General features: G+C 67.3%; 21 protein-coding genes and 3 pseudogenes. 8 read left to right on the top strand and 16 right to left on the bottom strand.

The window, feature by feature from the left end:
• Positions 1-132 precede the first annotated feature (132 nt).
• The 5 genes and pseudogenes from RXV90_RS22920 to cuyA form a co-directional block, all read right to left on the bottom strand.
• Entirely contained in the window at positions 133-855 is a 723-nt protein-coding gene (locus RXV90_RS22920) for an alpha/beta fold hydrolase (protein WP_316652232.1), read from the bottom strand.
• On the bottom strand, positions 852-2393 hold the full coding sequence (locus RXV90_RS22915; protein WP_316652229.1) for an ABC transporter permease: 1542 nt from the start codon (positions 2391-2393) through the stop codon (positions 852-854). Before RXV90_RS22915 ends, RXV90_RS22920 begins: the two co-directional genes overlap by 4 nt.
• The gene (locus RXV90_RS22910; protein WP_316652226.1) at positions 2390-3445 is read right to left on the bottom strand and encodes a quaternary amine ABC transporter ATP-binding protein; all 1056 of its coding nucleotides are present in this window, start codon (positions 3443-3445) and stop codon (positions 2390-2392) included. Before RXV90_RS22910 ends, RXV90_RS22915 begins: the two co-directional genes overlap by 4 nt.
• Before the next feature lie 82 nt (positions 3446-3527).
• Positions 3528-4493: pseudogene (locus RXV90_RS22905) on the bottom strand (ABC transporter substrate-binding protein).
• 43 nt (positions 4494-4536) lie between these two features.
• Positions 4537-5541: a D-cysteate sulfo-lyase gene (cuyA, locus tag RXV90_RS22900; RefSeq protein ID WP_458646495.1), complete on the bottom strand. Its 1005-nt coding sequence runs from the start codon at positions 5539-5541 to the stop codon at positions 4537-4539.
• Positions 5542-5689: 148 nt separating this feature from the next.
• Between cuyA and RXV90_RS22895 the strand changes: the two genes are divergently transcribed.
• Positions 5690-6607, top strand: coding sequence for a LysR family transcriptional regulator (locus tag RXV90_RS22895; protein ID WP_316652221.1), 918 nt, complete (start codon positions 5690-5692; stop codon positions 6605-6607).
• A gap of 10 nt (positions 6608-6617) precedes the next feature.
• Here RXV90_RS22895 and RXV90_RS22890 read toward each other — a convergent pair whose 3' ends face one another.
• The 7 genes from RXV90_RS22890 to RXV90_RS22860 all read right to left on the bottom strand — a co-directional run bounded on the left by RXV90_RS22890 (position 6618) and on the right by RXV90_RS22860 (position 14159).
• Complete coding sequence (locus tag RXV90_RS22890) at positions 6618-7607, bottom strand: SIS domain-containing protein (RefSeq protein ID WP_316652216.1); 990 nt, start codon at positions 7605-7607, stop codon at positions 6618-6620.
• A 28-nt stretch (positions 7608-7635) separates the two neighbouring features.
• Positions 7636-8523, bottom strand: a complete 888-nt coding sequence (locus RXV90_RS22885; RefSeq protein WP_316652212.1) for a carbohydrate kinase family protein — start codon at positions 8521-8523, stop codon at positions 7636-7638.
• A complete protein-coding gene (locus RXV90_RS22880) occupies positions 8520-9575 on the bottom strand; it encodes an ABC transporter ATP-binding protein (RefSeq protein WP_316652210.1) in 1056 nt (351 codons plus the stop codon). The genes RXV90_RS22885 and RXV90_RS22880 overlap by 4 nt, the downstream gene beginning before the upstream one ends.
• A 3-nt stretch (positions 9576-9578) precedes the next feature.
• A complete protein-coding gene (argH, locus tag RXV90_RS22875) occupies positions 9579-11066 on the bottom strand; it encodes an argininosuccinate lyase (protein ID WP_316652209.1) in 1488 nt (495 codons plus the stop codon).
• Positions 11063-11941, bottom strand: coding sequence for a carbohydrate ABC transporter permease (locus RXV90_RS22870; protein WP_316652207.1), 879 nt, complete (start codon positions 11939-11941; stop codon positions 11063-11065). The genes argH and RXV90_RS22870 overlap by 4 nt, the downstream gene beginning before the upstream one ends.
• Complete coding sequence (locus tag RXV90_RS22865; protein WP_316652206.1) at positions 11941-12834, bottom strand: carbohydrate ABC transporter permease; 894 nt, start codon at positions 12832-12834, stop codon at positions 11941-11943. Before RXV90_RS22865 ends, RXV90_RS22870 begins: the two co-directional genes overlap by 1 nt.
• A 62-nt stretch (positions 12835-12896) precedes the next feature.
• On the bottom strand, positions 12897-14159 hold the full coding sequence (locus RXV90_RS22860) for an extracellular solute-binding protein (protein ID WP_316652203.1): 1263 nt from the start codon (positions 14157-14159) through the stop codon (positions 12897-12899).
• 121 nt (positions 14160-14280) lie between these two features.
• Here RXV90_RS22860 and RXV90_RS22855 point away from each other — a divergent pair, with 121 nt between their 5' ends.
• The 6 genes and pseudogenes from RXV90_RS22855 to RXV90_RS22830 all read left to right on the top strand — a co-directional run bounded on the left by RXV90_RS22855 (position 14281) and on the right by RXV90_RS22830 (position 19491).
• Positions 14281-15450, top strand: a complete 1170-nt coding sequence (locus RXV90_RS22855) for an ROK family transcriptional regulator (protein WP_316652202.1) — start codon at positions 14281-14283, stop codon at positions 15448-15450.
• Between the two features lie 17 nt (positions 15451-15467).
• Positions 15468-17819, top strand: coding sequence for a PIG-L family deacetylase (locus RXV90_RS22850; protein ID WP_316652200.1), 2352 nt, complete (start codon positions 15468-15470; stop codon positions 17817-17819).
• Positions 17816-18697, top strand: coding sequence for a DMT family transporter (locus RXV90_RS22845; RefSeq protein WP_316652199.1), 882 nt, complete (start codon positions 17816-17818; stop codon positions 18695-18697). The genes RXV90_RS22850 and RXV90_RS22845 overlap by 4 nt, the downstream gene beginning before the upstream one ends.
• 51 nt (positions 18698-18748) lie before the next feature.
• A pseudogene (locus RXV90_RS22840) lies at positions 18749-18901 on the top strand (hypothetical protein); the annotation flags it as partial.
• A gap of 13 nt (positions 18902-18914) precedes the next feature.
• Positions 18915-19220 (top strand): annotated as a pseudogene (locus tag RXV90_RS22835) (diguanylate cyclase); the annotation flags it as partial.
• A gap of 115 nt (positions 19221-19335) precedes the next feature.
• A complete protein-coding gene (locus RXV90_RS22830) occupies positions 19336-19491 on the top strand; it encodes a hypothetical protein (protein WP_316652198.1) in 156 nt (51 codons plus the stop codon).
• 27 nt (positions 19492-19518) lie between these two features.
• On the opposite strand, the gene RXV90_RS22825 is transcribed toward RXV90_RS22830, so the two are convergent.
• The 3 genes from RXV90_RS22825 to RXV90_RS22815 all read right to left on the bottom strand — a co-directional run bounded on the left by RXV90_RS22825 (position 19519) and on the right by RXV90_RS22815 (position 21959).
• Positions 19519-20013: an anthrone oxygenase family protein gene (locus tag RXV90_RS22825; protein ID WP_316652196.1), complete on the bottom strand. Its 495-nt coding sequence runs from the start codon at positions 20011-20013 to the stop codon at positions 19519-19521.
• Positions 20014-20030: 17 nt separating this feature from the next.
• Positions 20031-20858 (bottom strand): NmrA family NAD(P)-binding protein, encoded by an 828-nt coding sequence (locus RXV90_RS22820; protein ID WP_316652194.1) that lies wholly within the window; start codon positions 20856-20858, stop codon positions 20031-20033.
• Between the two features lie 96 nt (positions 20859-20954).
• Positions 20955-21959: an AraC family transcriptional regulator gene (locus RXV90_RS22815; protein WP_316652190.1), complete on the bottom strand. Its 1005-nt coding sequence runs from the start codon at positions 21957-21959 to the stop codon at positions 20955-20957.
• A 173-nt stretch (positions 21960-22132) separates the two neighbouring features.
• On the opposite strand from RXV90_RS22815, the gene RXV90_RS22810 reads away from it, so the two are divergent.
• Entirely contained in the window at positions 22133-22783 is a 651-nt protein-coding gene (locus RXV90_RS22810; protein ID WP_316652188.1) for an ankyrin repeat domain-containing protein, read from the top strand.
• 4 nt (positions 22784-22787) lie between these two features.
• Here the strand turns inward: RXV90_RS22810 and RXV90_RS22805 are convergent, their stop codons facing one another.
• On the bottom strand, positions 22788-24020 hold the full coding sequence (locus tag RXV90_RS22805; RefSeq protein ID WP_316652185.1) for a mandelate racemase/muconate lactonizing enzyme family protein: 1233 nt from the start codon (positions 24018-24020) through the stop codon (positions 22788-22790).
• Positions 24021-24034 lie beyond the last annotated feature (14 nt).

Below are 24034 nucleotides of genomic sequence, written 5' to 3'. Positions count from 1 at the left end.
TCCTCCCAGACAGGATGAATCACAAATCAGCTCCAACAGGAATCCCCGCGATTCAGGTTTTCAGTCGGATGCTTTAATCAGCAGGTTCGGGGTTCGAGTCCTCGTGGGATCGCCAGCCTACCCCCAAGCCACTCACATCTCCGCCAGAAACCCGCCCACGGCCATGTTGAACAATTCGGGCCATTCCATGTGCACCGCGTGGGCGCATCCGGGCACGACGGCAAGGGAGGCATCCGGGATCGTCCGCCAAAGCCGTTCCGTCTGTGACCACGGGTAGGTCCGGTCACGGTCCCCCCAGACGATCAGCGTTTTGGCCCCGATCGAGGGCAGGTGATCCTCGCCCGACCAGCCCTGCATCGCGCCAAGCCCGGCGAGGATCGCGGGCAGGCCGCTTTTCTCCGCGATTGCCGCGCAGGCGGGGTATTCCGCCGCCGCCTCGCGCTTCAGAAACCACGTTGCGGCGATCCGCCGGGCTGTCGCGGAAGGGCCGTCGGCGCGCGCGCGTTCCATCGAGGTTTCGATGGTCTCGAACCGCCCCGGCAGAACGCCCACCGCCCCGGTGCCGTATAGGATCAGGCGCTTGATCCGCTCGGGCGCCTGCCGCGCCATCTCCTGCACGATCATCCCGCCCATCGAATGGCCCAGAAGATCGAATTGCCCGATGCCCCGGTGCGCCACCTCCTCCAGAACCCAGGCCGCATTGCCCGCAATGCCGGGAAGCGGCGCGAGATCCGCGTTTGCCCCGAACCCCGGCAGATCCACCGCGATCAGATCGCGCTCTTTCCCCAGCGGGGCCTGCAGCGCCCATTGCGCGCTGCCCCCCATGAACCCGTGCACGAGGACGAGCGGCGTCACCTGCGCCCGCCCTGCACGATGCGATCCAGGATCATCGCGCAGAACAGGATCGAGAAGCCGGCCAGAATCCCCTGGCCCACATTGGCGTATTGCAGCGCTTCAAGTACGTCTTCGCCCAGCCCCTTCGCCCCGATCAGCGAGGCTACGACGACCATCGCGAGCGACAGCATGATCGTCTGGTTGATCCCGGCCCGGATCGAGGGCGCGGCCAGCGGCAGATCCACCTTGGTCAGCAGGTACCACTTGTTCGCGCCGAAGCTGATCGCAGCCTCCCGCACGCTTTCGGGCACGCCCCGCAGGCCCAGAACCGTCAGCCGCACCACTGGCGTGCCGCCGAAGATCATCGTGGTGACGACGGCGGCGGGCTTGCCGGTGCCGAAGAAGGCGATGACCGGGATCATGAAGACGAAGGCCGGCATGGTCTGCATGAAATCCATGATCGGCTGGATGAAGGAATAGAAGCGCGGGCGCCGGGCGGCGAACATGCCCAAGGGGATGCCGATCAGGATCGACAGGCACGCCGCCGTCCCCAGTAGCGCGAGCGTCGTCATCGCCTTTTCCCAGAACCCCAGAAGGCCCATATAGGCGAGGAACGCGCCCGAATAGATTGCCATCCGCACGCCCGCCGTCAGCCAGGTCAGAAGGATAATCAGGCTCGCGATCACGATCCAGGGCGTACTGACGAAGGCGATTTCCAGCGCGTCGAGCACCAGCCGGATGCAATAGGTGATCGCGTCGAACAGCGCCTCTCCCGACAGGACCGCCCAATTGAAGAATGCCTCGACCCAGTCGATCGCGGTCAGGCGGATTTCGGGCACGGTCGGGAAATCGGTCAGAAGCGGGAAGCGCCCCGGGAAGCTGTAGTGGATCATCGCGGCGGCCACGACGAGCCCCATGAAGATGGCGCTGAACGCGATCTGCGACACCGGCATGCCGGAGCGCACGCTCCTGTCGCTCAGCCAGTCGGAGAACCGCGCCTCGAGCGCGGTGTTCGCCACGACGGCCTGCGCGAGCTTCGCGAGGATCAGGATCACGAGGCCCGTCAACGCGATGGTCGGGCCTTCTGCGGCCAGCGCCTCTGCCTCGGCCCGGATGCCGCCGATATTGGCCTCCAGCGCCTCGACGGTGCGCTGGAACGCCTCCACCCTGTCCGATCCGCTTTCGATGGCGGCGGCAAGCTGCTGGCGGCGCAATTCCAGCGTGCCCTCGATCGAGGCGATCCGCTCCATCGCATCCGCCGCGAGATCGCCGAAGAGGCCGCGCGCGATCTGCACGAAGGCAAGCGCTTCGAGGATCAGGAAGGATAGCGCCCAGGACCAGAGGCCGCGTGCCCCGAACCACACCGGTCCGAACAGCCCCGCGAAGAGGTTGAAGGTGGGCGTGAACTTGGCGGAGGCGCCGATCTTGTCGAAGTTCCGGATGTAATAGTCGGGGCTTGTCCGCACGAAGGTGCGGATGTTCTCGCGAAGCTCCTCGGCATAGGCCTGCGCGGCCTCGCTTTCGGTATCCTCTAGCGGGTTTACGCTGTCGTCCCTCATGACACCTCGGTTCCTTCGATGACCGTGCGCAGAAGGTCGGCGCGGGTGATCACGCCGACATCGGTTCCGCCATCCTCGACGATGATCGCGCTGTCGTCCTCTATGGCGAGGTTGATCAGGTTGCTCAGCGTCTCGGCCTCGTTCACGCGTGGCGCATCGGCGTGAAGCGGGCCGTGGGTGGCCACATGGGCCTCGATCGGCTGCATCACCGCATGGGCATGCACCACCTTCAGGCGCGAGATTCCGGCAACGAAATCGGCCACGTAATCGTCGGCAGGGTGCATCACGATGTCTTCCGCCGTGCCGATCTGCACCATCTTGCCGTCCCGCATGATCGCGATCCGATCGCCGATCCGCACCGCCTCGTCGAGGTCGTGGGTGATGAACACCGTCGTCTTCTTCAGGATCTTCGACAGCCGGATGAACTCGTCCTGCAACTGGCGGCGGATAAGCGGGTCGAGCGCCGAAAAGGGCTCGTCCATCAAAAGCACGTCAGGGTTCGCGGCCAGCGCGCGGGCCAGGCCCACCCGCTGCTGCATCCCGCCCGAAAGCTCATGGGCGAATTTCGATCCCCAGGCACCAAGCTCCACGATGTCGAGGATCGCCGCCGCCTGGCGCATGCGCTCGTTCTTCGCCGTCTTCCGGATCTCGAGCGGCATCGCCACGTTGTCCAGCACAGACCGATGCGGCATCAGCGCGAAGTTCTGGAACACCATGCCGATTTTCTGGTTGCGGAAGAGCTGAAGCTCCCTCGGCCCCAGCGCCATAACGTCGGTGCCTTCGATCTCGATCTTTCCGGCGGTGGGTTCGAGAAGCCGGTTGAAATGCCGAACGAGCGTCGATTTCCCGCTGCCCGACAGCCCCATAATACAGAAGATCTCGCCCCGGTTGACCGACAGGCTGACATCGGCGACGCCCACGACGGCGTTGTATTCCGCCAGAACCTCGGCCTTCGTCAGTTTCCTGTCCCGGATCGCTTCAAGCGCGTTCGCGGCGCGCTCTCCGAAGATCTTCCAGACATTCGAGATCTCGATAACGGTGTCCTGGGTCATTCTGTCCTGTCCCGCTCGCGACACGCCAAAGGGGCGCGGGGCTCGCGCAACTGGCCCCGCGCCGCTTCCGTTTCGTCTGGCCTCAGAGGCCGAGCATCGCGTCGACGCGATCGGAGTTGGCCTCGACCCAGTCTTTCGCCACGTCCGCCGGATCGCGGCCGTTTGCGCTGATCTCGAAAGCCAGCCGGCTGACGTCATCCGCCGTCAGGGCGAAGTTCTGGAAGAATTCCACGATCGCGGGCGATCGGTCTGCCAGCGAGTTCGACCAAGCGATCTGCACTTCCTTCAGCGCGTCCTTCGAGGCGACCATCGACTTCTCGTACCAGTCGGCATCGTCCGAGGGCTGCACCATCACGTATTTCTCGGGGTCATAGGTCGGCTCGGTCAGCATTATGACGTCGAACATGTACCACACGGCATGGGGCGTGTAGCAGTAGAAGGCATACCCTTCGCCCTTCGCGATCGAATCCTTGATGCGTGCGGTCTTCACCGCTTCTTCCGCGCGGATCGGCTCGATGAAATCGAGCAGGCCGTAATCCCGCACCTTCACCTCGTTCACGTTGGCCGAGGCCCAGCCCGGCGCCCCGATCCACATTTCGCCCCGGCCATTGCCGTCGCTGTCCATCAGCGCGGCCACGTCCGGGCGGCCCAGATCGGCGATGTCGGTGATGTTGTTGGCCTGGCCGAAGTCCTTCGACACGCAGAAGCCCTAGTTGCCCTCATAGGGGTTCGAACTCAGCGTCACCGTGCCCGCCTCGTCGACGTATTTCTTGGTGAAGCTCTCCTGGTTCGGCAGCCAGACGTCGGGATGCACGTCGATGTCGCCCTTGCCCTGGTCCATCGCCTGGAAAATCGTGGCGTTGTTGCCCGGCACGTATTCCACGGTGCCGCCGATCCGGCTTGTGACGACCTCGCCCAGCACATGCGCGATGGCCTGCGCCCCGGTCCAGGACGGCACGCCGATCTTCACTTCTTCCGCGGCCTGCGCGGCAAGCGCAAACGGGCTGATCGCGGCTGAAAGCACGAGCGCCTTGAATGTTGTCTTCATTGTAGTCTCCTCTGTTGGTTTGCGCCGGTTTTCCGGCGTTTTTTCAGATCAATGCTCCGCGCAGCTGGTCCTCATAGGCGAACAGCGCCGAGGCGCCGCCGGTGTGAAGGAAAAGCACGCTGTCGGTCGGCTTGAAGAATCCCTGCCGGATCATCCCGATCAATCCCGCCATGCCTTTCGCGGAGTAGACCGGGTCGAGCAGGATGCCTTCCTGCCGCGCAAGCAGGCGGATCGCCTCAAGAGTACTCTCTGCGGGAATGCCGTAGCCTTCTCCGACATAGCCGTCGTCGACGAGAATCTTCGACAGGGGCACGCCCTCGGCCCCGAGCTTTTCCAGCGTCGCCTGGGTCAGTGCATGGACGGCGTTCATCTGCCGCTCCCGCGGCTGGCGCACGCTGACGCCCATCACCGGCAGGCTGTGGCCGATCGCGTGCAGCCCGGCGACGAGCCCCGCCTGCGTCCCGGTGCTTCCGGTCGCCATGACCAGCCAGTCGAAGGTTTCGCCGGTCGCGCGGGCATGATCGGCGATTTCCTGCGCGCAGGCGGCATAGCCCAGCGCGCCCGTGGGGTTCGATCCCCCGCCGGGGATGAAATAGGGGCGGTGTCCCTCGTTCCGCAACCCGTCCGCCACCGCCTGCGCCTCGGCGTTCATATCCAGCCCGCCGGGGCGAAACTCGTGCGTCGCCCCGAACAGATCGTCGAGCAGGACGTTGCCCGTCGCTTCGTAGCTTGCCGCCACATCCGGCACCCGCCGTTCCAGAAGCACGTGGCACTTCATCCCCACCTTGCAGGCCGCCGCCGCCGTCTGGCGCACGTGGTTCGATTGCACCGCGCCTTGCGTGACAAGCATGTCGGCGTTCTGCTGCATCGCCTCGCCAACGAGGAATTCGAGCTTCCGGGTCTTGTTGCCGCCCATGGCGAGCCCGGTGCAGTCGTCGCGCTTGATGAAGATCGATGGCCCGCCCAGAAGCTCGCTCAGCCTCGGCAGGGGTTCGATCGGGGTCGGCTGGTGGCAGAGTGCCGTGCGCGGAAACCGGTCGAGATCCAGTCTGACGGTGTCGCGCAGCAGGGTGTCGGTATCGGCCATGACTCATCCTGATGGGAGGTGTGATGCCGTCACCTTGCGGCAGGCGCGGCGTGCAATCCAATGTTATGTTCGAATGGCATTATGCAAAATCTGCATTATGCTGGCGGTCATGGACATCTATCTCTTCCGCGATCTGAAACTTCTCCGGCAGACCGGGAACTTTTCGCAGGCCGCCGCGCTCGGCAATCTCAGCCAGCCGGCCTTCAGCCGACGGATCAAATCGCTCGAGGCCTGGGTGGGCGCCACGCTGGTCGATCGCGCGCGTCAGCCCGTGAAACTGACGCCTGCGGGCGAACAGATGCTTGAAGCGGGGCTTCAGGCGCTCACCCGGATCGAACAGGAACGCAGCCAGATCCTCGAACTTCAGGCGCTGCCCGACAAATACGTGGTCTCCTTCGGGGCGCAGCATTCGATTGGCTGGCGGTTCTACCCGGCCTGGCTTCAGGCGCTTGAAGAGGCATACGGGCCGATCATGTCCCGGCTCCGGGCCGATGACCTGCCGAACTGCATCCGCGATCTGAGGGGCGGCGACGTCGATTTCGTGATCGCCTATGCCAGCACGGGCGAGGGCGGTGACGGCCAGTTCGAGGCGATCGGGATCGGCGAGGATCAGCTTATTCCCGTCTGCAAGCCGAACGCCGACGGCACGCCGCTCTTCACCTTCGACGATGAAGGCGTGAAACTGCCCTACCTGCGCTTCGGCGATGCCGCGCCGATCGGCGATCACCTGGCTCCGCTGTTTTTCGCCCACGGCATCCCCGACCGCCTGCAGACGGTCTATGAAAACACCATGGCGGGCGCGCTCCGGATCAGGGCGCGGGCGGGAGAAGGCGTGGCATGGCTTCCGAAAAGCCTTGTCCTGCCCGATCTCGAAAGCCGCATCCTGGTGCAGACCGGGCGGCCCGAATGGGTGGTCGATCTCTCGATCCGCCTGTTCCGGAACCGCCAGCATTCGAACCGGGTGACACGGTCGATTTGGTCCTTCCTGAAGGTCCGCCAATCGGTGTCGCTGCTCGCCCCGGCCTGATGCTTGGGGGTCAGAGCGTCCGGGTCTCCTTCGACAGGTGCGGCGGGCGATCGGTGGAGCGGCCAAGCCGCCGCGCCATGGCTTCAAGCGCGGCATAGAGTACCGGAACATCGGTCAGCGGGTCGACCAACGGGTGCCCCGTGCCCGCCCCGGGCGGCAGGACGCGCAGATCCGCGCCCTGGGCACGCAGGCTGTCGGTTGCCTGGGTCAAGCCGTCTTGTGCCCCGGTCGCCAGCGCAAGCACCGGAAACCCCTCGGTCAGGATCGCGCGGGGGCCGTGCAGAACTTCGGCCCCGCTGAAGGCGGTCGCGTGGATGCCGCAGGTCTCGATCAGCTTCAGCGCCAGTTCCTGCGCCACGCCAAGCCCGGTGCCGCGCCCGATCACGACGGCTTGCCCGCGCCGGTCGAGCCCGTCTAGGAACGCCTCGGGCACCGGCGCACTCATCCGGTCACGCAGCACCCCGGGCAGCGCGTGAAGCGCGTCCGCAAGTGCTTGGTCCTTCGCCCAATGCGCCAGAAGCCACAGACCGGCCACCACCGAATTGACGAAACTCTTCGTCGCCGCGACCGCCTGCTCCTTCCCCGCACGAATGTCGATCACGTGATGGGCGGTTTCCGCCAGCGGGCTTCCCATGCTGTTCGTCAGCAAGGTCACCTCCGCGCCCGCCGCCCCCAAGGCCTGGCACAGCGCGGCCAGATCGCGGCTCGCCCCCGACTGGCTGATCGCCAGCGCGGCAAGGCCGCGGGCGCGGAAACGCGCGCCGTGCACGGTGACGGTCGACGGCCCGAGAGACGCGACGGGTAAGCCAAGGCATCGCTCGACCGCGTATTTCAGGTAACTCGCCGCATGGTCCGAACTGCCCCGCGCGACGGTCAGAAGCGCGGGCGGATCCAGCGCGCGCAGCCCTGCCGCCACCGTGCCGATCTCTTCCTGGGCCCCCGGCCCGGCAAGCCGGGCCACGGCCTCAGGGATTTCCTCGATTTCGCGGTGCATATGCATCGGGCCTTCGGCTCCTTCCGGCCTCGCCTCAGCGGGCCAGCGCCTCGGCCGCCGGTTGCGGGGCGCTGGCTTCGGGAAAGCCGCCACGCCCCGATATCGCCCGCGCGCCAAGCGCGTTTCCGGCGGCCAGGCACGCCTCTACCGGGCGGTCGGCAAGCCAGGCGCTCAGAAACCCCGCGTTGAACGCGTCGCCCGCGCCAGTCGCATCCACCACCTCGACGGGATCGGCAGGGGCCGAGGTTTCCACGCCCCCGATCAGCGCCGTCGCGCCCTCCGCCCCGCGCTTGATCACGGTTATCCCGGCCAGCCCGGGTGCGATCCCGGCGCGGCCCAGATGCTCGGCCTCCCCGGCATTCGGCAGGAAGACGTCGATCCCCGGCAGAAGCCGGCCAAGAGGTTCCAGATCCAGCGTCTCGTCCCAGCTGCAATCGAGGGAAACCGTCACCCCCGCCTCCCGCGCGGCGGTGAGGATCGCGGGCCGCTCCATGAGCGTCGCAAGCTCGCCGATATGCACATGTGCGGCCCCGCTGCGGCGGATATCGGCGGCGGCAAGGTCCGGGCAGGGCGCGCCGCTCCGCCGCGTCAGGAAGGCCCGGTCGCCACCCGCCACCATCGCCACCGTCACCTGCGGGTCAAGCCCGGGCGGGGCAGGGCGCGACACGGCAAGGCTTACCCCCGCCGCCTCTATTTCGGTCACCAGCCCCGCGCGGAACGGCTCCCCCGGCAGGATCGACGCGAGCGCCGCCTCATGGCCTAGCGCGGCGAACCAGGCCGCGCTGATATAGGCCCCGCCGCCAGCGTGAATGCCGAAGCCCCCGGCATAGATCTCCGTCCCCAGCGTCGGCATGCGCGGCACCTCGGTGAAGATCAGATCGGCGTAAAGCCGCCCGACGCAAAGGATGCCCGGCGCGCTCATCGGATTGCCTCGCCGGTCCCGGCATCGAAGACGTGGATGTTCTCACTGGCCGAACCCAGCCGCACGGTCGATCCCACCTCGGGCGGGGTGCGCCCGTCAGCCTTGGCGATGATCTCCCCGGCAGGCGTGCCCACGTAGATCAGGGTTTCGTGCCCCAGAGGCTCGCGCACGATCACCTTGCCCTCGATCACCGATTGCGGCGCGTCGAGCGTCAGATCCTCGGGCCGGATCCCCAGCGTCACCTCCGCCCCGGGGCTGAGCGCCCTTCCGATCGCGATCCGCCCGCCGGTCGACAGATCGATCCCGCCATCCGCCGCGCGGCCCGGGATCATGTTCATCGCGGGCGCCCCGATGAACTGTGCCACGAAGGTGTTCGCGGGCTGGTGATACACTTCGGACGGCGTGCCCACCTGCTGAATGTGGCCATCCTTCATGATGACGATCCGGTCGGCCATGGTCATCGCCTCGACCTGGTCATGGGTCACGAAGACGATGGTGGAGCCCACGCGCTGGTGCAGCTTCTTGATCTCGAGCCGCATCTGCGTGCGAAGCTGCGCGTCGAGGTTCGACAGGGGCTCGTCGAAGAGGAACACCGCCGGGTCGCGCACCATCGCCCGCCCGATCGCCACCCGCTGCCGTTGGCCGCCGGAAAGCTGTGCGGGCTTCCGTTCCAGAAGCTCGGTCATCCCGAGGATGCCGGCAACCTCCTCGATCCGCGCTTCCTTCTCGGCCTTCGGGGCCTTTGAGCTGCGCAGCCCGAAACCGATATTCTTCCGCACACTCATATGCGGGTAGATCGCGTAGTTCTGGAACACCATCGCGATGTCCCGGTCCTTGGGTTCAAGGTTGTTAACCACACGCCTGCCAATCTCGATCGTGCCCGAGGTCACATCCTCAAGGCCCGCAATCATCCTGAGCGTCGTGGATTTCCCGCAGCCCGAGGGGCCGACGAAGACGACGAATTCCCCGTCCTGCACCGCAAGATTGATGCCGTGCAGCACCTCGGTCCTGTCATAGGTCTTTACGAGATCGCGAAGGGTCAGGTCGGCCAAGTCTCAGCGCTCCCTCAGGGTCGTGAATGCCGCGTCGAGCGCGGCGGCGGCATCGCGGTGGCGCGCAGTTCGCGCGGCAAGGGCGGCACCGAGGCCCGCTTGCGTGGCCCGATAGCCTTCCAGCGCCTCCCGCAGGGGCGCGGGCGCAGGGCCGCCGGAGCGCTGCCTCACGGCGACGAAATGCTCGGGCGAGGTGACCTCGCGATAGGCCTCGGCGCTTAGCGCCGGTGCGCGCCCCACCTCCGCCTCGAAGGCCGCCGCGAAGGCCGCGAAGCCGTCGCCCAGCGGTTGCCCCTCCGCGATGACCGCCCGCGCCGTCTTTGCCGCGATCTCGTGCGCGCGGCGGAAGCTCAGCGCCTCCTGCCGCACCAGCGTGTCGGCGAGTTCGGTGATTGTCACACAGGCCGCATCGGCATTCCGCCGCACCTTCGCCGCGTCGATCCGGCAGGCGGGCAGCAGCGCGGTCAAAAGCTCCAGCACCCGCGCGCCACTGTCGAAGGCGGCGTATCCCGCCTGCTGCACCTCGCCTTCGCTGTCGTTCATGTCGGTGAAGGGCGTGTTGTGCATCACGTTAACCACCATGTCACAGCGCCCGACCGTGGCGCTCGCAAGGTGGCGCAGATGCTCGATTGGCACCGGGTTCCGCTTCTGCGGCATGATCGACGAGATCTGGACAAAGGCATTCGGCACGTAAAGCTGGCCCACTTCGAAGGAGGACCAGAACTGCAGGTCCTGAATCACCCGGCCGAGATGGAGAAACAGAAGCTTCATCGCCGAATAAAGCCCGGTCACGTAATCGACCGACGCGATGCAGCCGTAGGAATTCAGAAGCGGGCCCTCGAAGCCCAGAAGCTCCGCCACCCGCCCCCTGTCGATCGGAAAGCCCGAGGTGGTGATCGCCGCCGCGCCCATCGGGCAGTGTTCGAGCCCGCCCATCGCGGCGTCGATCCGTTCGGCATCCCGCAAAAGCACTTCGATCGCCGCGCACAGGTAGTGCCCGAAGGTCGTGGGCTGCGCGGGCTGGCCGTGGGTATAGGCGACGATCAGCGTTTCCGCCTCGGCCTCTGCCTTCGCGATCAGCGCCTCCGCCAGGCCCAGCACGAGCGTCTGAAGCGCGGCGGCGCGGCCGCGCAGCGCCATCTTGAACACGGTGTGATCCATGTCGTTGCGCGACCGCGCGGTGTGAAGCGCGCCGCCCGCATCGCCCAGCCGCGCGCGAAGCTCGGCCTCGACGAGGAAGAAGTAATCCTCATGCTCCCCGGTATAGCGAAGCGCCGCCACGTCAATCTCTGCCTCGATCGCCGCAAGGGCCCGCGCCAGATCCCCCGCCGCCGGCCCTGGCACGATCCCGGTTTCCGCCAGCATCACCAGATGCGCCCGGTTGATCGCCCCCATATGCGCCGCGTAATGCGCCTTCACCCCTTCGAAGAGGGGGGCAAGCACCGTGTCGCGATAGGTCGGGTCGGGAAATGTACTGTGGTCGTCCGTCATCCCTTCAGCCCCGCCATAACCACGCCCCGGATGATGTAGCGCTGGAAGATCAGGAACACGACAAGCGTCGGGATCGTCGAAATCGCCGCCCCCGTCATGATCAGTTCCCACGCCACATCCGCCTCGTCCCCGAAGGACGACAGGCCCACGGGCAAGGTGTACATATCGACCGAATTCGTCACGATCAGCGGCCAGATGAAGGCCGTCCAGTTGCCCAGGAAGACGAAGATCGCCAGCGCGGCGAGCGCGGGTTTCACCAAGGGCATCGCCACAGTCCACCAGATCTGCAACTCGTTCAGCCCGTCGATCCGCGCGGCCTCGATGAAATCGTCGGGCACGGTTTCGAAAAACTGCTTCATCAGGAAGGTTCCGAAGGCGGTCATAAGCCCGGGGAACATGATCCCCCAATAGGTGTCGAGCCACCCGAACTGCTGGCTCATCAGGTACCAGGGGATCACCAGCATCTCGGTCGGGATCATGAGCGTCGACAGGATCGCGATGAACACGATGTACCGCCCCGGGAAGCGGAACTTGCACAGGGTGTAGCCGACGAGGCTGTCAAACAGCACGTTCGATACCGTGGTGATCACCGCGATGATCAGCGAATTCACGAACCACCAGTAGAACCGTCCGTCCTCCAGCACGAAGGTGTAGTTCTCGATGGTGGGTTCCTCGGGAATGAGCTTGAGGTTGTAGACCTCGTGAGGCCATTTCAGCGAGGTCGAGATCATGTAGGCGATCGGCATCACCATCAGGATCCCGCCCGCGAAGAGGATCAGCCAGCGCGCATATTGGCCGGGGTTCGCGGGCCGCTTCGGCGCCTCGCGGGTCAGCAGCGTCTCGGACGAGGCGCGGATATCGTCGGCCACCGCCATCAGCTGTCCCTCAATATGCGAAGCTGGATCAGGCTGACGACGAGCAGGACGAGGAACAGAACCACCGTCTGCGCCGCGGCATAGCCCATGTCGAAAGACGAAAACGCGGTCTGGTAGATCATCAGCACAAGCGGCTTGGTGGAATTGAGCGGCCCGCCGGGATTGTTCGTCGTCATGTTGAACACATGGTCGAAGATCCGCAGGAAGCCGATCGACGAGAAGACGACGAGGAACACGATCGTCGGCTTCAGAAGCGGCAGCGTGATCTCGAACAGCACCGTGTACCAGGGCACCCCGTCGATCTTCGCCGCCTCGTAATAGCTGCGCGGGATCGCCCTGAGGCCCGCCATGAAGATGATGATCTGAAAGCCAAGCCCGGCCCAGACGGCCGGGGCCAGGATCGAGGGCAGCGCATTGGTGGTGGAATTCAGGAAGTTCACCTGCGGAATGCCGAGCGAGGCCAGGAAGTTGTTGAAAAGGCCAATGGGCACCGGCTGATAGAACCATCGCCACACCCAGGCCATCGCCACCGCCGAAGTCATGAACGGCAGGAAATACAGCATCCTGAGAAAGCCGTGCATGAACCGGGTCTTGTCGAGGTGATAGGCGATCGCGAAGGACACGACGAGGCTCACCGGCGTCCCGATCAGAAGGTAGACAAACGTGTTGCGGAACACCTGCCAGAACACCGGATCGGCAAAGAGCTTCTGGTAATTCTCAAGCCCCGCCCAGGTCCGGTCCCCCAGAAGGTTCCAGTCCTGGAAGCTGATGAGGATCGCATTCCCCGTGGGATAGAACCGGATCACCGAATAGAACAGCACCGGCAGGGCCAGGAAGGACCAGGCCCAGACGATCTGTTTCTGTCGGATCGTGAGATCGCGGTAAAGCTTCATGGGGCCACCCGGCACAGATGCGCACCCCGGGGAGGGAGGGCCCCCGGGATGCGCGCGCCGCCTCAGTTCGAGGCGTAGTAGTCGTTCAGAAGCTTCTGCTCGGATTCCGCCGCGATGGCGAGGCTGTCGGCCGCGCTCATCCCCTGCAGGGTCATCCGCTCCAGCATCTCGACCATCAGCTGCCGCTGGCCGCTTTCGTCGGCGAACTTCGTCGTGTTCGCATAGGCGAGGCCACGGATGAACGGCCCGAACACCGGGTTGTTGGCATTCGCCTCTGTCATCCCGACCGACGGTTTCGCGGGCAATTCGCCCACCACGTCAAGCCAGACCTGCATCGCCTCGTCCGACGTGATGTACTGCATGAACTTGACGGCGGCGTCGTATTTCTCGCCCTCCGCCTTCGTCGTGATCGCGTTCACCCAGTAGGAGGAGTAATTCGAGCGCGTGCCGTCCGCCGTGGCCGGAAGCTCGGTCACGCCCCATTTCAGGCCACGCGTGTTGTTGAGCGATCCGATCCGGAACGATCCGTCGATGTGAAGCCCCGCACGCCCCGCCTTGAAGGCCGCCTGCGGCTCGTCCATGAAGCCGACCTGGCTGAAGGCGTCGTCGCCCTCCTGCATCCCGGCATAGAATTCGAGTGCCGCGATCCCGGCCTCCGAATTGTAATTCACCGTCCGGTAGTCATCGAGATAGGGCTCGCCCCCGAACTGGCGTACCAGCACCTCGCGCCACCAGTGGTGGTCCTGCGCAGTCATGCCCATGGTCATTCCGACCTGGGTAATGTTGCCCGCGCCATCGCGTTTGGTCATCGCCTTCGCGGCCGCGACCATCTCGTCAAGCGTGGTGGGCGGCTCCACCCCGGCCTCTTCCAGCAGGCGCTCGTTGTAGAACAGCGCAAGCGACCGCACGGCGGTGGGCAGCGCCCAGTACTGATCGCCCTCCTTCATCGCCTGCACCATGGGAAAGAAGGTCTCGTCGATCTCTTCGGCGGGGAAGGCATCGGCCGGAAGCGGCTGAATAAGGTCGGCGGCAACGTAATCGTTCAGCCAGCCATAGAACAGCTGCACCACATCGGGGCCTTCGCCCGCGGGAATCGCGGCGGCCACCTTGGTGCGGTAATCTGCATAAGGAAAATGCGTCATCGTCACGGTGATTTCGGGATTCGCAGCCTGGAAATTCTCGATCAGTTGCTCCATCGCCGTCACGCGGGCATCGAAGAAATACTGCCAGTATTCGATTTCAACGGCCTGCGCCGCCGTGCCGAAGAGCGCCGCGGCGCTGGTGGCCGTCGCGACGGCCAGTGCCTTTACTCTTGCGAGTGTCATGGATGGTCTCCCTGTCATTGTCGCCCGGTCGGATGCCGGCGCATCGCGCGGGTGGGCCCGCATGAAAACAGGATTAACTCAACTCTATTGAGCTATCAAGTTAGTTGAGTTAATTGGGGGCATGTTCGTCGCTTCCGACATCACCGTCGGCGCCAATGCCGGCCGGGCCCGCAGCCACAACCGGCAGGTCGTGCTCGACAGGGTGCGGACGGCGGGGCGGGTCGGGCGCGCCGAAATCGCCCGCGCCTCGGGCCTGACGACGCAGGCGGTGTCGAACATCATCGCCGATCTTCTGGAAGACGGGCTGATCGTCGAACAGGGCCGCCATGCCGCCGGGCGCGGGCTTCCGGCGGTGCAATACGCGCTGAACGCCAGCGGCGGCTATGCGCTCGGGGTCGAGATCCGGCCCGACGCCGTCTTCGCCGCCGTCCTCAACCTCTGCGGGGAAACGGTGGCCGCCGACCGCCGCGATCTTGCCTCGCCGGATCGCGACAGCGTGACCGAGACGATGCTCGGCCTCCGCGATCACCTGCTCAAGGCGTCGGGCACCCCGCCCGACCGGCTTTTGGGCGCAGGCGTCGTAATGCCGGGGCCGTTCGGCGCGACGGGCATCCGCGACAGCGGCTCCGAACTGCCAAGCTGGGCCGAAAGCGCGCCCGATCACTGGTTTTCCGAAGCGCTCGAACTGCCCGTGGTCATCGAGAACGATGCCAACGCGGCGGCCATCGCCGAACGCATCGTCGGGGTCGCGCAGGGGCTTGAAACCTACGCCTTCATCTATTTCGGAAGCGGCATCGGCCTTGGCGTCGTCCAGAACGGGCGGCTGATCACCGGTGCCCACGGCAATGCGGGCGAGATCGGGCATATCCCGGTCCCGGCAGGCGGCGAAAGCGTCCCGCTCGAAAGCCGGGTCAGCCGCCTCTCCGTCCAGCGCGCACTGGCGGGCGCGGGTATCACAGCGGCCAGCGTCAGCGATCTCGACCGGCTCTATGCCGCCCGTACGCCGGAACTCATGGCCTGGCTCGACGCGGCGGCAGAGCCTCTGTCCGCCGCCATCGCCATCGTCGAAAACCTCTTCGATCCAAGCACGGTGATCCTTGGCGGCGCCATGCCTGATACCCTGCTCGATCACTTGATCGGATCGGTCACCCTTGCCGAAACCTCCGTCGCCCGCCGCGACGACCGCACAACGGCCCGGCTTCTGCGCGGCGCGTCGGGGCGGATGACGGCGACGCTCGGCGCGGCGGCCATCGTCATCAACCACGCCTTCACCCCGAAAATCGCCGCCTGAGGCCCTGAGGAGCGTTCATGCCGACCCAGGATCAGTCCCTCCTCGATGATGCCCGTGCCCGCCCGCGGATCAGCGAACTCTGGCGCGCGCTGCGCCCCCTCGCCACGGTGATCCGCTTCATGCAGTCGGGCGCGCATCCCGATGATGAAACCTCCGACATGCTCGCGGCGCTCGCGTTCCGCGACGGGATCAACCTCTCCTACGCCTGCTCGACCCGGGGCGAGGGCGGCCAGAACGACATCGGGACAGAGGCGGGCGCCGATCTCGGCACGCTCCGCACCCGCGAGATGGAGCGGGCCTGCGACATCCTCGGCATGCGCATGTACTGGCATTCCGACGGCCCCGACGATCCGATCACCGATTTCGGCTTTTCGAAAAGCGGCGAGGAAACGCTCGCGCGCTGGGGGGAAGAGCGCACGCTCGCCCGCTTCGTCGAGATCGTGCGCACCGACCGGCCCGATATCCTGTGTCCCACCTTCCTCGATATCGGCGGGCAGCACGGGCATCACCGGGCGATGACGCGCGCGGCCCACCAGGTGATGGCGGCGGCGGCCGATCCCGGCGTTCCCTCCAACCTGCCGCCCTGGCAGGTGAAGAAGCTCTACCTCCCGGCCTGGTCCGGGGCAGGGCGCGCCTATGACGACGACGCACCGCCCCCGCCCGCGACGTTGACGATCGACGGGGCCGGTCGCGACAGCATGACGGGCTGGACATGGGCGCACGCGGGCCAGATGTCCCGCGCCTTCCACCGCACGCAAGGCATGGGCCGCTGGCCCGCGCCGGACGAGGCGCGCGACTGGCCGCTCCACCTCGCCGAAAGCCACGTGCCGGGGCCGGACACGGCGCTTTTCGCTGGCCTCCCCCGCACCCTTGCCGATCTTGCCGCGCTGGATGGTGCCGCGCCCATCGCCGATCCCCTCCGCGCGGCGCAGGCGGCCATCGACACCGCGCTCGGGGCCTTCCCGGCCTTCGAGGCGGTGGCCGATGCGCTTGGCACCGCGCATGACGCCGTGGCCCGCGCCATCGCCGATTGCCCCGCGGCCCTCGCGCCGGATCTCCTCCACCGGCTCGAGGCGAAGCGCACCCAACTGGCTCAGGCCCTCCGCCACGCCCGCGGCTCCGACGCCCGCGCCCGGGTGGCGGATCCCTTTCTCCGGCCCGGCGAAGCCGCGGCGCTCACGCTCGAAGCAGGCCCGGGCGAGGCGCCCGCCCTCGATCTCCCTGCCGGCTGGCAGGCAGACGGCGGCACACTCACGATCACCGCCGATGCCGCGCCCTCCGATCCCTACCGCGACCGCTACGATCCCGCCGATCCGCCCGCGCCTGCGCTCGTCCTCTCCCTGCCGACGCCCGCAGGCACCGCCTCGGCCCGTGTCTCGTTCGACACCGAACCCCTGGTTCTGCCTGCAGAAACCGCCGCAATCACGCCCGAGGCGTTGATCCTCAACCTCACGCAAGCCCCCCGGCCGCTCACGATCCGCGTCACCGATATCCGCCCCGAGGCCGCCACGCCCACGCTCGACCTGCCCGCGGGCTGGGCCGCCCTGCAAACCGGCGACACCCTGACGCTGACGCCCCCCAAAAGTGCCGCCCCCGGCCTTTACGAGCTGCCCCTTCGCCTGAACGGCACCCCGGCCCACACGGTCCGCCGCATCGCCTATCCCCATATCGCGCCCACCGCCCGGTCCCGGCCCGCGACGCTGCGCCTTCGCGTTCTGGACGCGGCGGTGCCCGATGTGCGCATCGGCTATGCCGGCGCGGGGAACGACAGGGTCGGCCACTGGCTCGCCGCCATGGGCGCGAATGTCACCGATCTCACCGACGCCGATCTTCTGAGCGACGCCACGCTTGCAGCGCTCGACACCATCGTTATCGGCATCTTTGCCCTCAGGTTCCGCCCGGGGCTTGCCGAGGCGATGCCCCGCCTGCACCGCTGGGTCCGCGCGGGCGGCACGCTCGTCACGCTCTACCACCGGCCGTGGGACAACTGGGATCCGGAACAGACCCCGCCATATCCCCTGGAAATCGGCCAGCCCTCGCTGCGCTTCCGCGTGACCGATGAAACCGCCGGCATCCGCCACCTCGCCGATCATCCGATCCTCGACCACCCGAACCGGATCGGGCCGGAGGATTGGGCGGACTGGGTCAAGGAACGCGGCCTCTACTTCGCGAAACGCTGGGATGCGGCCTATACGCCGCTTCTTGAAATGGCCGATCCGGGCGAGGCCCCGCACCGGGGCGCGCTTCTGGTCGCCGATGTGGGGCAGGGGCGGCACGTGCACACCTCGCTCATCCTTCATCACCAGATGGAGCATCTCGTGCCCGGCGCCTTCCGCCTGATGGCGAACCTCGTCGACCGGCGCGCGTGAGCGGCCGGGGCGACCGCGACAACCTCAGGGGCGGCGCCTGGCTCATCGCGGATATGTCTCTGAACATATGGGCGCTTTCCATCGTGAAATGGCTCGGCGCGGGCTATCCCTCGACACAGATCGTGTGCCTGCGCGCGCTCGTCGGGCTCATCCTGATTGCGCCCCTGATCTGGCGGGGCCGGGCGCTCTTCCGCGAAATCCCCGATGCCCGGCTCCACCTCCTCCGCGTCGGTCTCTCGGTCGTCACCCTCTCGGCCAGCTTCTTCGCCATCGCCCGCGTGCCGCTCGCGCTCTTCACCGCCATCGGCTTCACCCGGCCCCTCGTCACGATGGTTCTGGCCGCGCTGCTCCTCGGCGAAACCATCGGCCTGCGCCGCTGGATCGCCGCAGGCATCGCGCTTCTGGGCGTGGTGATCGCGGTCAACCCGGGGGCGGTGTCGTGGAACTGGGGGCTCGCGGCGCTCGGCATCGTCGTCGTCTCCGGCTCCGGCGCCGTCGTCGCGACCCGGCGGCTGAAGGAGGCGCCGCCCATCGTGCTCATGGCCTTCTACACCGCGGGGCTAACGCTCTTCTCCGCCCCCTTCGCGCTTTGGGGCTGGGTGCCCATCGCCCCGGGCCACGCGCTGCCCCTCCTCCTCGTCGGCTGTTTCGCGCAGGCGGCCCAGCTTTGTTTCCTGCGCGCGCATTACCTCGGCGGGGCGGGGTTTCTGTCGGTTCTGAGCTACCTCAGCCTCGTCCTCTCGGTCTGCGTGGGTGTCATGGTCTTCGGCGAGGTGCCTGCGCCGTCCTTCGCCCTCGGTGCGGCCCTCGTCGTCGCTGCGGCACTCTGGGTGACACTCCGGGCGCGCACCGCGCCACCGCCCTTCAAGAAGGATTAGCAGGCTCAACCTCAAGGCCGGGCCGGAAAATCGCCGGGATCCGTCTGTTCCGTGTCCGAGCTCAGCGAGATCTGGATCATTCTCTGCGCGCTTATCGTGCTGGATCTTCAATGCGGGTTCCTCTGCCTCGAGGCGGGAACGGTGCGCGCGAGGAACGCGGCCAATATCGCGCTGAAGAATCTCAGCGACATCTGCGTCGTGGTCACTGTCTACTGGCTTGCGGGCTTCGGCATCGTGGTCGGCGCAAGCCCGGGGGGGGGGGGGCACAACGGGCTTCACCCCGGCGATCGACAATGCGACGGGCAATCCTGCGGCGCTTTTCTTCTTCCAGCTCGCCTTCGCGGCCACGGCGGCCACCATCGTTTCTGGCGCGGTGGCGGAGCGGGAGAGGTATGTGAGCTACATCCTCGTCTCCGCGATCCTCGCGCCGCTCGTCTACCCGGTGGTCGGGCACTGGGTCGGTGCCGGCGGCATCCTGTCGGCCGACGAAGGCTGGCTTCAGGCCATGGGCGTCCTCGATTTCGTGGGAGCCACGGTCGTGCACAGCGTCGGCGGCGGGGCGGTGCTGGCGGACGCATGGCTCAGCTTGGCGTTCTCTCGGTCGGCGGATCGACCAGGACGGGGAACGCCGAAACCTCGTGAAGGGCCTGATCAAGATGGCCCACAATATCGGCGCCACCGCGCTCTCGTCGCTCGGCACCAGATGTGTTTCTGGGCTGCTATTCCGGGTGCCCGATGTCGGAAGCGGAATTCACCGACTGGGCGCTGTCCGCAAGGTGCGCCGGGCCACCTGAGGCCCGCGGCCCCGGCGGCCCGCCGGCTCAGCCCGCGCTCAGCGCCGCACCCGCCGCCAGCATCAGCCCGGACGACAGGATCGAGGCGACCGCGCGCACGCTGTTCCACCCGGTCCATTTCGGCAGGTAGGTCTCGCGCCAGTAGGCCGCCCCTTCCGCCGACTGGGCCGCAAACCTGTCCAGCGCGGTGTTCATCGGCACGTTCCGGGCCGCTGTCACCCCGAAGACGCCCGCGAGATAGACAAGCCCCGCAACCGCCATCAGCCCCCCGGGCGTCCCGCCGACCGCCCAGAGCCCGAGCCCCAGAAGCAGAAGCGACACCGGCACGAGCCCCAAAAACAGCGTCATGAACACCCAGCGGAACACAGCGCGGTTGATCTCCTGCATCGCGGCGAGCCCGCCCGCACCCGGGGTCGCCCCGAGCGCGCGCATGATGAAATCGGAAAACGCGAGGAACATGCCCCCCGTCACGGCGAAGGCAAGTGCCACGGCCTGCATGGCAAGTGTGGTCCAGATCTCCATGGTCCGTCCTCCCCGCCTCAGGCCGCGCGCGCCCAGGCGCCCGCCTCGGCCGCGCGCCGCGCGAAATCGGCGAAATCCCGAGGCGCGCGGCCCAGCGCGGCCTCGACGCCATCCTCGAGATGCGCGTTCCGCCCGTCCAGCGTTTCGCGCGCGATCGCGGTCAGGATATCGGCAATCGCCGGCCCGGCGCTCCGCGCCACGCTGTCGTGGAACATCTCCAAGCTGATCGGCTGGTAGCGCACCGTGCGGCCCGTCGCCTCCGATAGGATCGCGGCCATTTCCTCGAAAGACAGAAGCCGGGGCCCCGTCACTTCGTAAAGCTTGCCCGCATGGCCCGCGCCGGTCAGCGCGGCCACGGCCACATCCGCGATATCGTCGGCATCGATGATCGGCTCCCGCACGCCATCGCCCGGCATCGGCAACACCCCTGCAAGGATCGGGTCGCGCAGGTAGCCCTCGCTGAAGTTCTGCGCGAACCACGCCGCGCGCACCAGCGTCGCGGGCACGCCAGAGGCGCGCACCGCTTCTTCGCCAAGCCGTGCGTGATGTTCGCCCCGGCCCGACAGCAGCACAAGCCGCCCGACACCGGCAACCCGGGCCGCTTCGCTCAGCCGTGCGACCCGGCCCACCGCGCCGGGAATGGCGAGATCGGGGAAATAGCTGATATAGGCCGCGCCCACGCCGTCGAGCGCGGGTGCCCAGGTGGCCTCCTCCTCCCAGTCGAAGGGGATCGGGGCGCGGCGGCTGCCGTCGCGCACGGCGTGGCCCTGCGCGATCAGCCGCGCGCGGATGCGCGATCCGGTCTTGCCGGTCGCGCCGATGATGAGGATCGGATGGTCTGACATGGGGTTCTCTCCCGTAAGCGTTGCGATGGCCCACGGGATAAGGCAGGGCGTGGCGCGGGGTATTGGCCGTTTCGGCCAAACCCTTGACCGGTCCGGTCAGCCGCCGCCCGCCTCGCGCCGGTATGCCGCCGGGGTCCGCCCCGTCCAGCGCTTGAACGCGCGGGTGAAGGCGCTTTGCTCGGCGAAGCCGGTCAGAAACGCGATCTCGGCCAGGCCATAGCGCCCCTCCCGCAACAGCCCCGCGGCCACATCGCGCCGCGTCTCGGCCAGCACGTCCTGAAAGCTCAGGCCCTCTGCCGCAAGCCGCCGGTGCAGCGACCTGACGCTCAGCCCCATGCGCCGCGCGATATCCTCCATCCTGGGCGCGCCCTCGCTCAGATCCCGCGTCACCCAGTCCCGCACTTCCTCGCGCAGGGTCGCGCGCCCCGGCAGATCCCCGATCGCGGCATCAAGCAGGCCGGTGAGATAGGCGGTCAGCCCTTCGTCGCCCAGCCGGTTGGGGCGATCGAGCGTCTCGGACGCGAACAGGATCGCATCGCGATCCGATCCGAAGGTTACGTCGCAGCCGAAATAGCGCCGGTGCGCGTCGATCCGCGCGGGCGCGTCGTGGCGCGCATGCACCGCCAGCGGCACCACGGGGCCCGTCGCCACCTCGCGCGCGATGCTGATCGCGCTGGCCAGCGTCGCCTCGTTCGACAGGCGCAGCCCAAGCCGCCGCGCCCCGGCCCGGTGCAGGTGAAACCACACACCCTCGGCCGCGGGCTCAAGCGTATAGTCCACCACCGACGTCCAGAGCCGCGCATAGCGCGCCACCCTTCCGTAGGATCCCCCCAGCGTCGGCGCGGTCTTGAACGCCAGCCCCAGCGCCCCGTAATCGTCGCAGCGCATCGACGCCCCGGTGCGCAGCGGCAATTCCGTCGCGTCGGTCTGGCCCGCGATCCGCTCCAGAAGATCGTAATAGGCGTGATCGGCCACCATCGCGGCAGGATCGACCGCGCCCGCGGGATCGATCCCCACCGTTCGAAGCAGGGCCGCGCCGTCCACGGCATCTCCCGCCGCCGCTACCATTTTCGTCACGAAGAGGGACGTCACCACACCCATGGGGTGCGACTATAGCGGTGCCGGCGCCCGGGATGAACCGCCCGGCGCGACAGCCCCCTTACATTCGCGCCGTTCCCGCTCTAAATTTCCCCCCGAATGCCGCGTTATTGGTCGCGCGGCGCGGGAACAGCGATTGTAGGGGGCACGCCATTTTAGCCCAGATCGGCAGGCTTTTGGGTCTTATTGCGCGCGGCATCATCATGGTGCTGCTTGCGGTCGTGACGATTGTCGCGATCCCGCTCACGCTGATCTTCCTGCCGCTTCGCAAACTCATCACGGGCCAGTCCGACGCGGTCGATCCCGCCGCACTGGCCGAATTCGAACGCGGCTACGACGCGATAAAGGGCGGCGACGCGTCCGCGCTCTCCGCACTGGCCGCCGAGATCGAGGGCTTTCCCGCGCGCAAGGACAGGTTCCTGTGCCGCACCTGGCTCAACACCGCGGTCAGCGAGGGCGCGCCCGAAACTGTGCGCTGGATGCTCGCACGAGGGGTAGAGGTGAACTACTTCGACGAAGAGGGTCTCTCCCCCCTTCAAACGGCCGTCTCGCGCGAGGATGACGCGGCCCGCGAGGTGGCGGAGATCCTGATCGCCGCCGGGGCGGAGGTGAACGCGAAAGGCACGCTCGATGTCACCGCGCTTCACACCGCCGCCGCCCTTGGCAGCGAGGATGTGGTGCGGCTCCTGCTCGAACACGGGGCCGATGCGGGCGCCCTGACGTCGGATTACGTGCCCGAACGGCCTGCCGACTGGGCCGAACGCGCAGGGCGCGAACAGATCGCCCGGCTTCTCAGGGCAAGCGCTTCTGCTTCGCCGGGCGGCTAGCCGCCTACTCCGCCTCCCGCGCCGGCGCGCCGCCTTCGAACACGTTCTCGTCGGCATAATCGCAGGGCGCCTCCTGCATCTCCAGATGAAGGCCCTCGCCGGTATAGGGATGGGCGCGCGCCAGCGCCTCGTCCACCTCGATCCCGAGGCCCGGCGCGTCGCCCAGCGCCACCGTCCCGTCCTCCACCCGGATCGCGCCGCCGATCAGCGCGTCGTGGAACGGCGTTTCGATCGTCTCGGCGATCAGCAGGTTCGGGATCGATGCGGCGAAATGCAGGTTCGCCGCCCATTCCACCGGGCCCGCGTAAAGATGCGGCGCCATCTGCGCGCCATGGGCCTCCGCCAGCGCGGCGATCTTCTTCGCCTGCCAGATCCCGCCCGCGCGCCCCAGCGCCGGCTGCAGGATCGCGGCGCCCGCCCGCAGGGCTGCGCCAAACTCGGCCAGCGTCGTCAGCCGTTCTCCGGTGGCCACCGGCACCGGCTGGCCCGCCGCGACCCGCGCGAGGGCCTCCATGTCATCGGGCGGCACCGGCTCCTCGAACCAGAGCGGCGAATATGGCGCGATTGCCTGCGCCATCCGTATCGCACCTGCAGGGGTGAACTGCCCGTGCGTGCCGAAGAGAAGATCGGCCCGGTCGCCTACCGCCTCGCGGATCGCCGCGCAGAAGGCGGCCGATCGCGAGATATCGCGCATCGCCGGCATATGCCCGCCCCGGATCGTGTAGGGCCCCGCCGGATCGAACTTCACGGCCGTATAGCCGCGCGCAACGCAATCCGCCGCCGCCTCCGCCGCCATCTCGGCATCGACCCAGAACGCGGGCAGGGGGTGGTGGGGCAGGGGGTAAAGGTAGGTATAGGCCCGGATCCGCTCGTTCATCCGCCCGCCCAGAAGCGCCCAGACCGGCCGCCCCCGCGCCTTGCCGAGGATATCCCAGCAGGCGATTTCAAGCCCCGAAAACGCGCCCATCACGGTCAGATCCGGCCGCTGGGTGAACCCCGAGGAATAGGCGCGGCGGAACATCAGCTCGATATCCTCGGCACTTTGCCCCGCCATGTGCCGCGCGAAGACATCGCGAATGACGGGCACCATCGCCTCGGGGCCGATGGTGCTTGCATAGCATTCGCCCCAGCCCGTGATCCCGTCCGCCGTCGTCACCTTGACGAGGATCCAGTAACGCCCGCCCCAGCCGGGCGCCGGGGGCGCGGTGACGATGATGTCGAGATCCTGGAGTATCATGGGGCAGGGGCCTT

Origin of the sequence: Ovoidimarina sediminis (assembly GCF_032586175.1) — a bacterium.
Taxonomy (GTDB): domain Bacteria; phylum Pseudomonadota; class Alphaproteobacteria; order Rhodobacterales; family Rhodobacteraceae; genus Ovoidimarina; species Ovoidimarina sediminis.
Note: the sequence above shows the minus strand (reverse complement) of the source record. Positions and strands in the feature narration are given on the sequence as shown.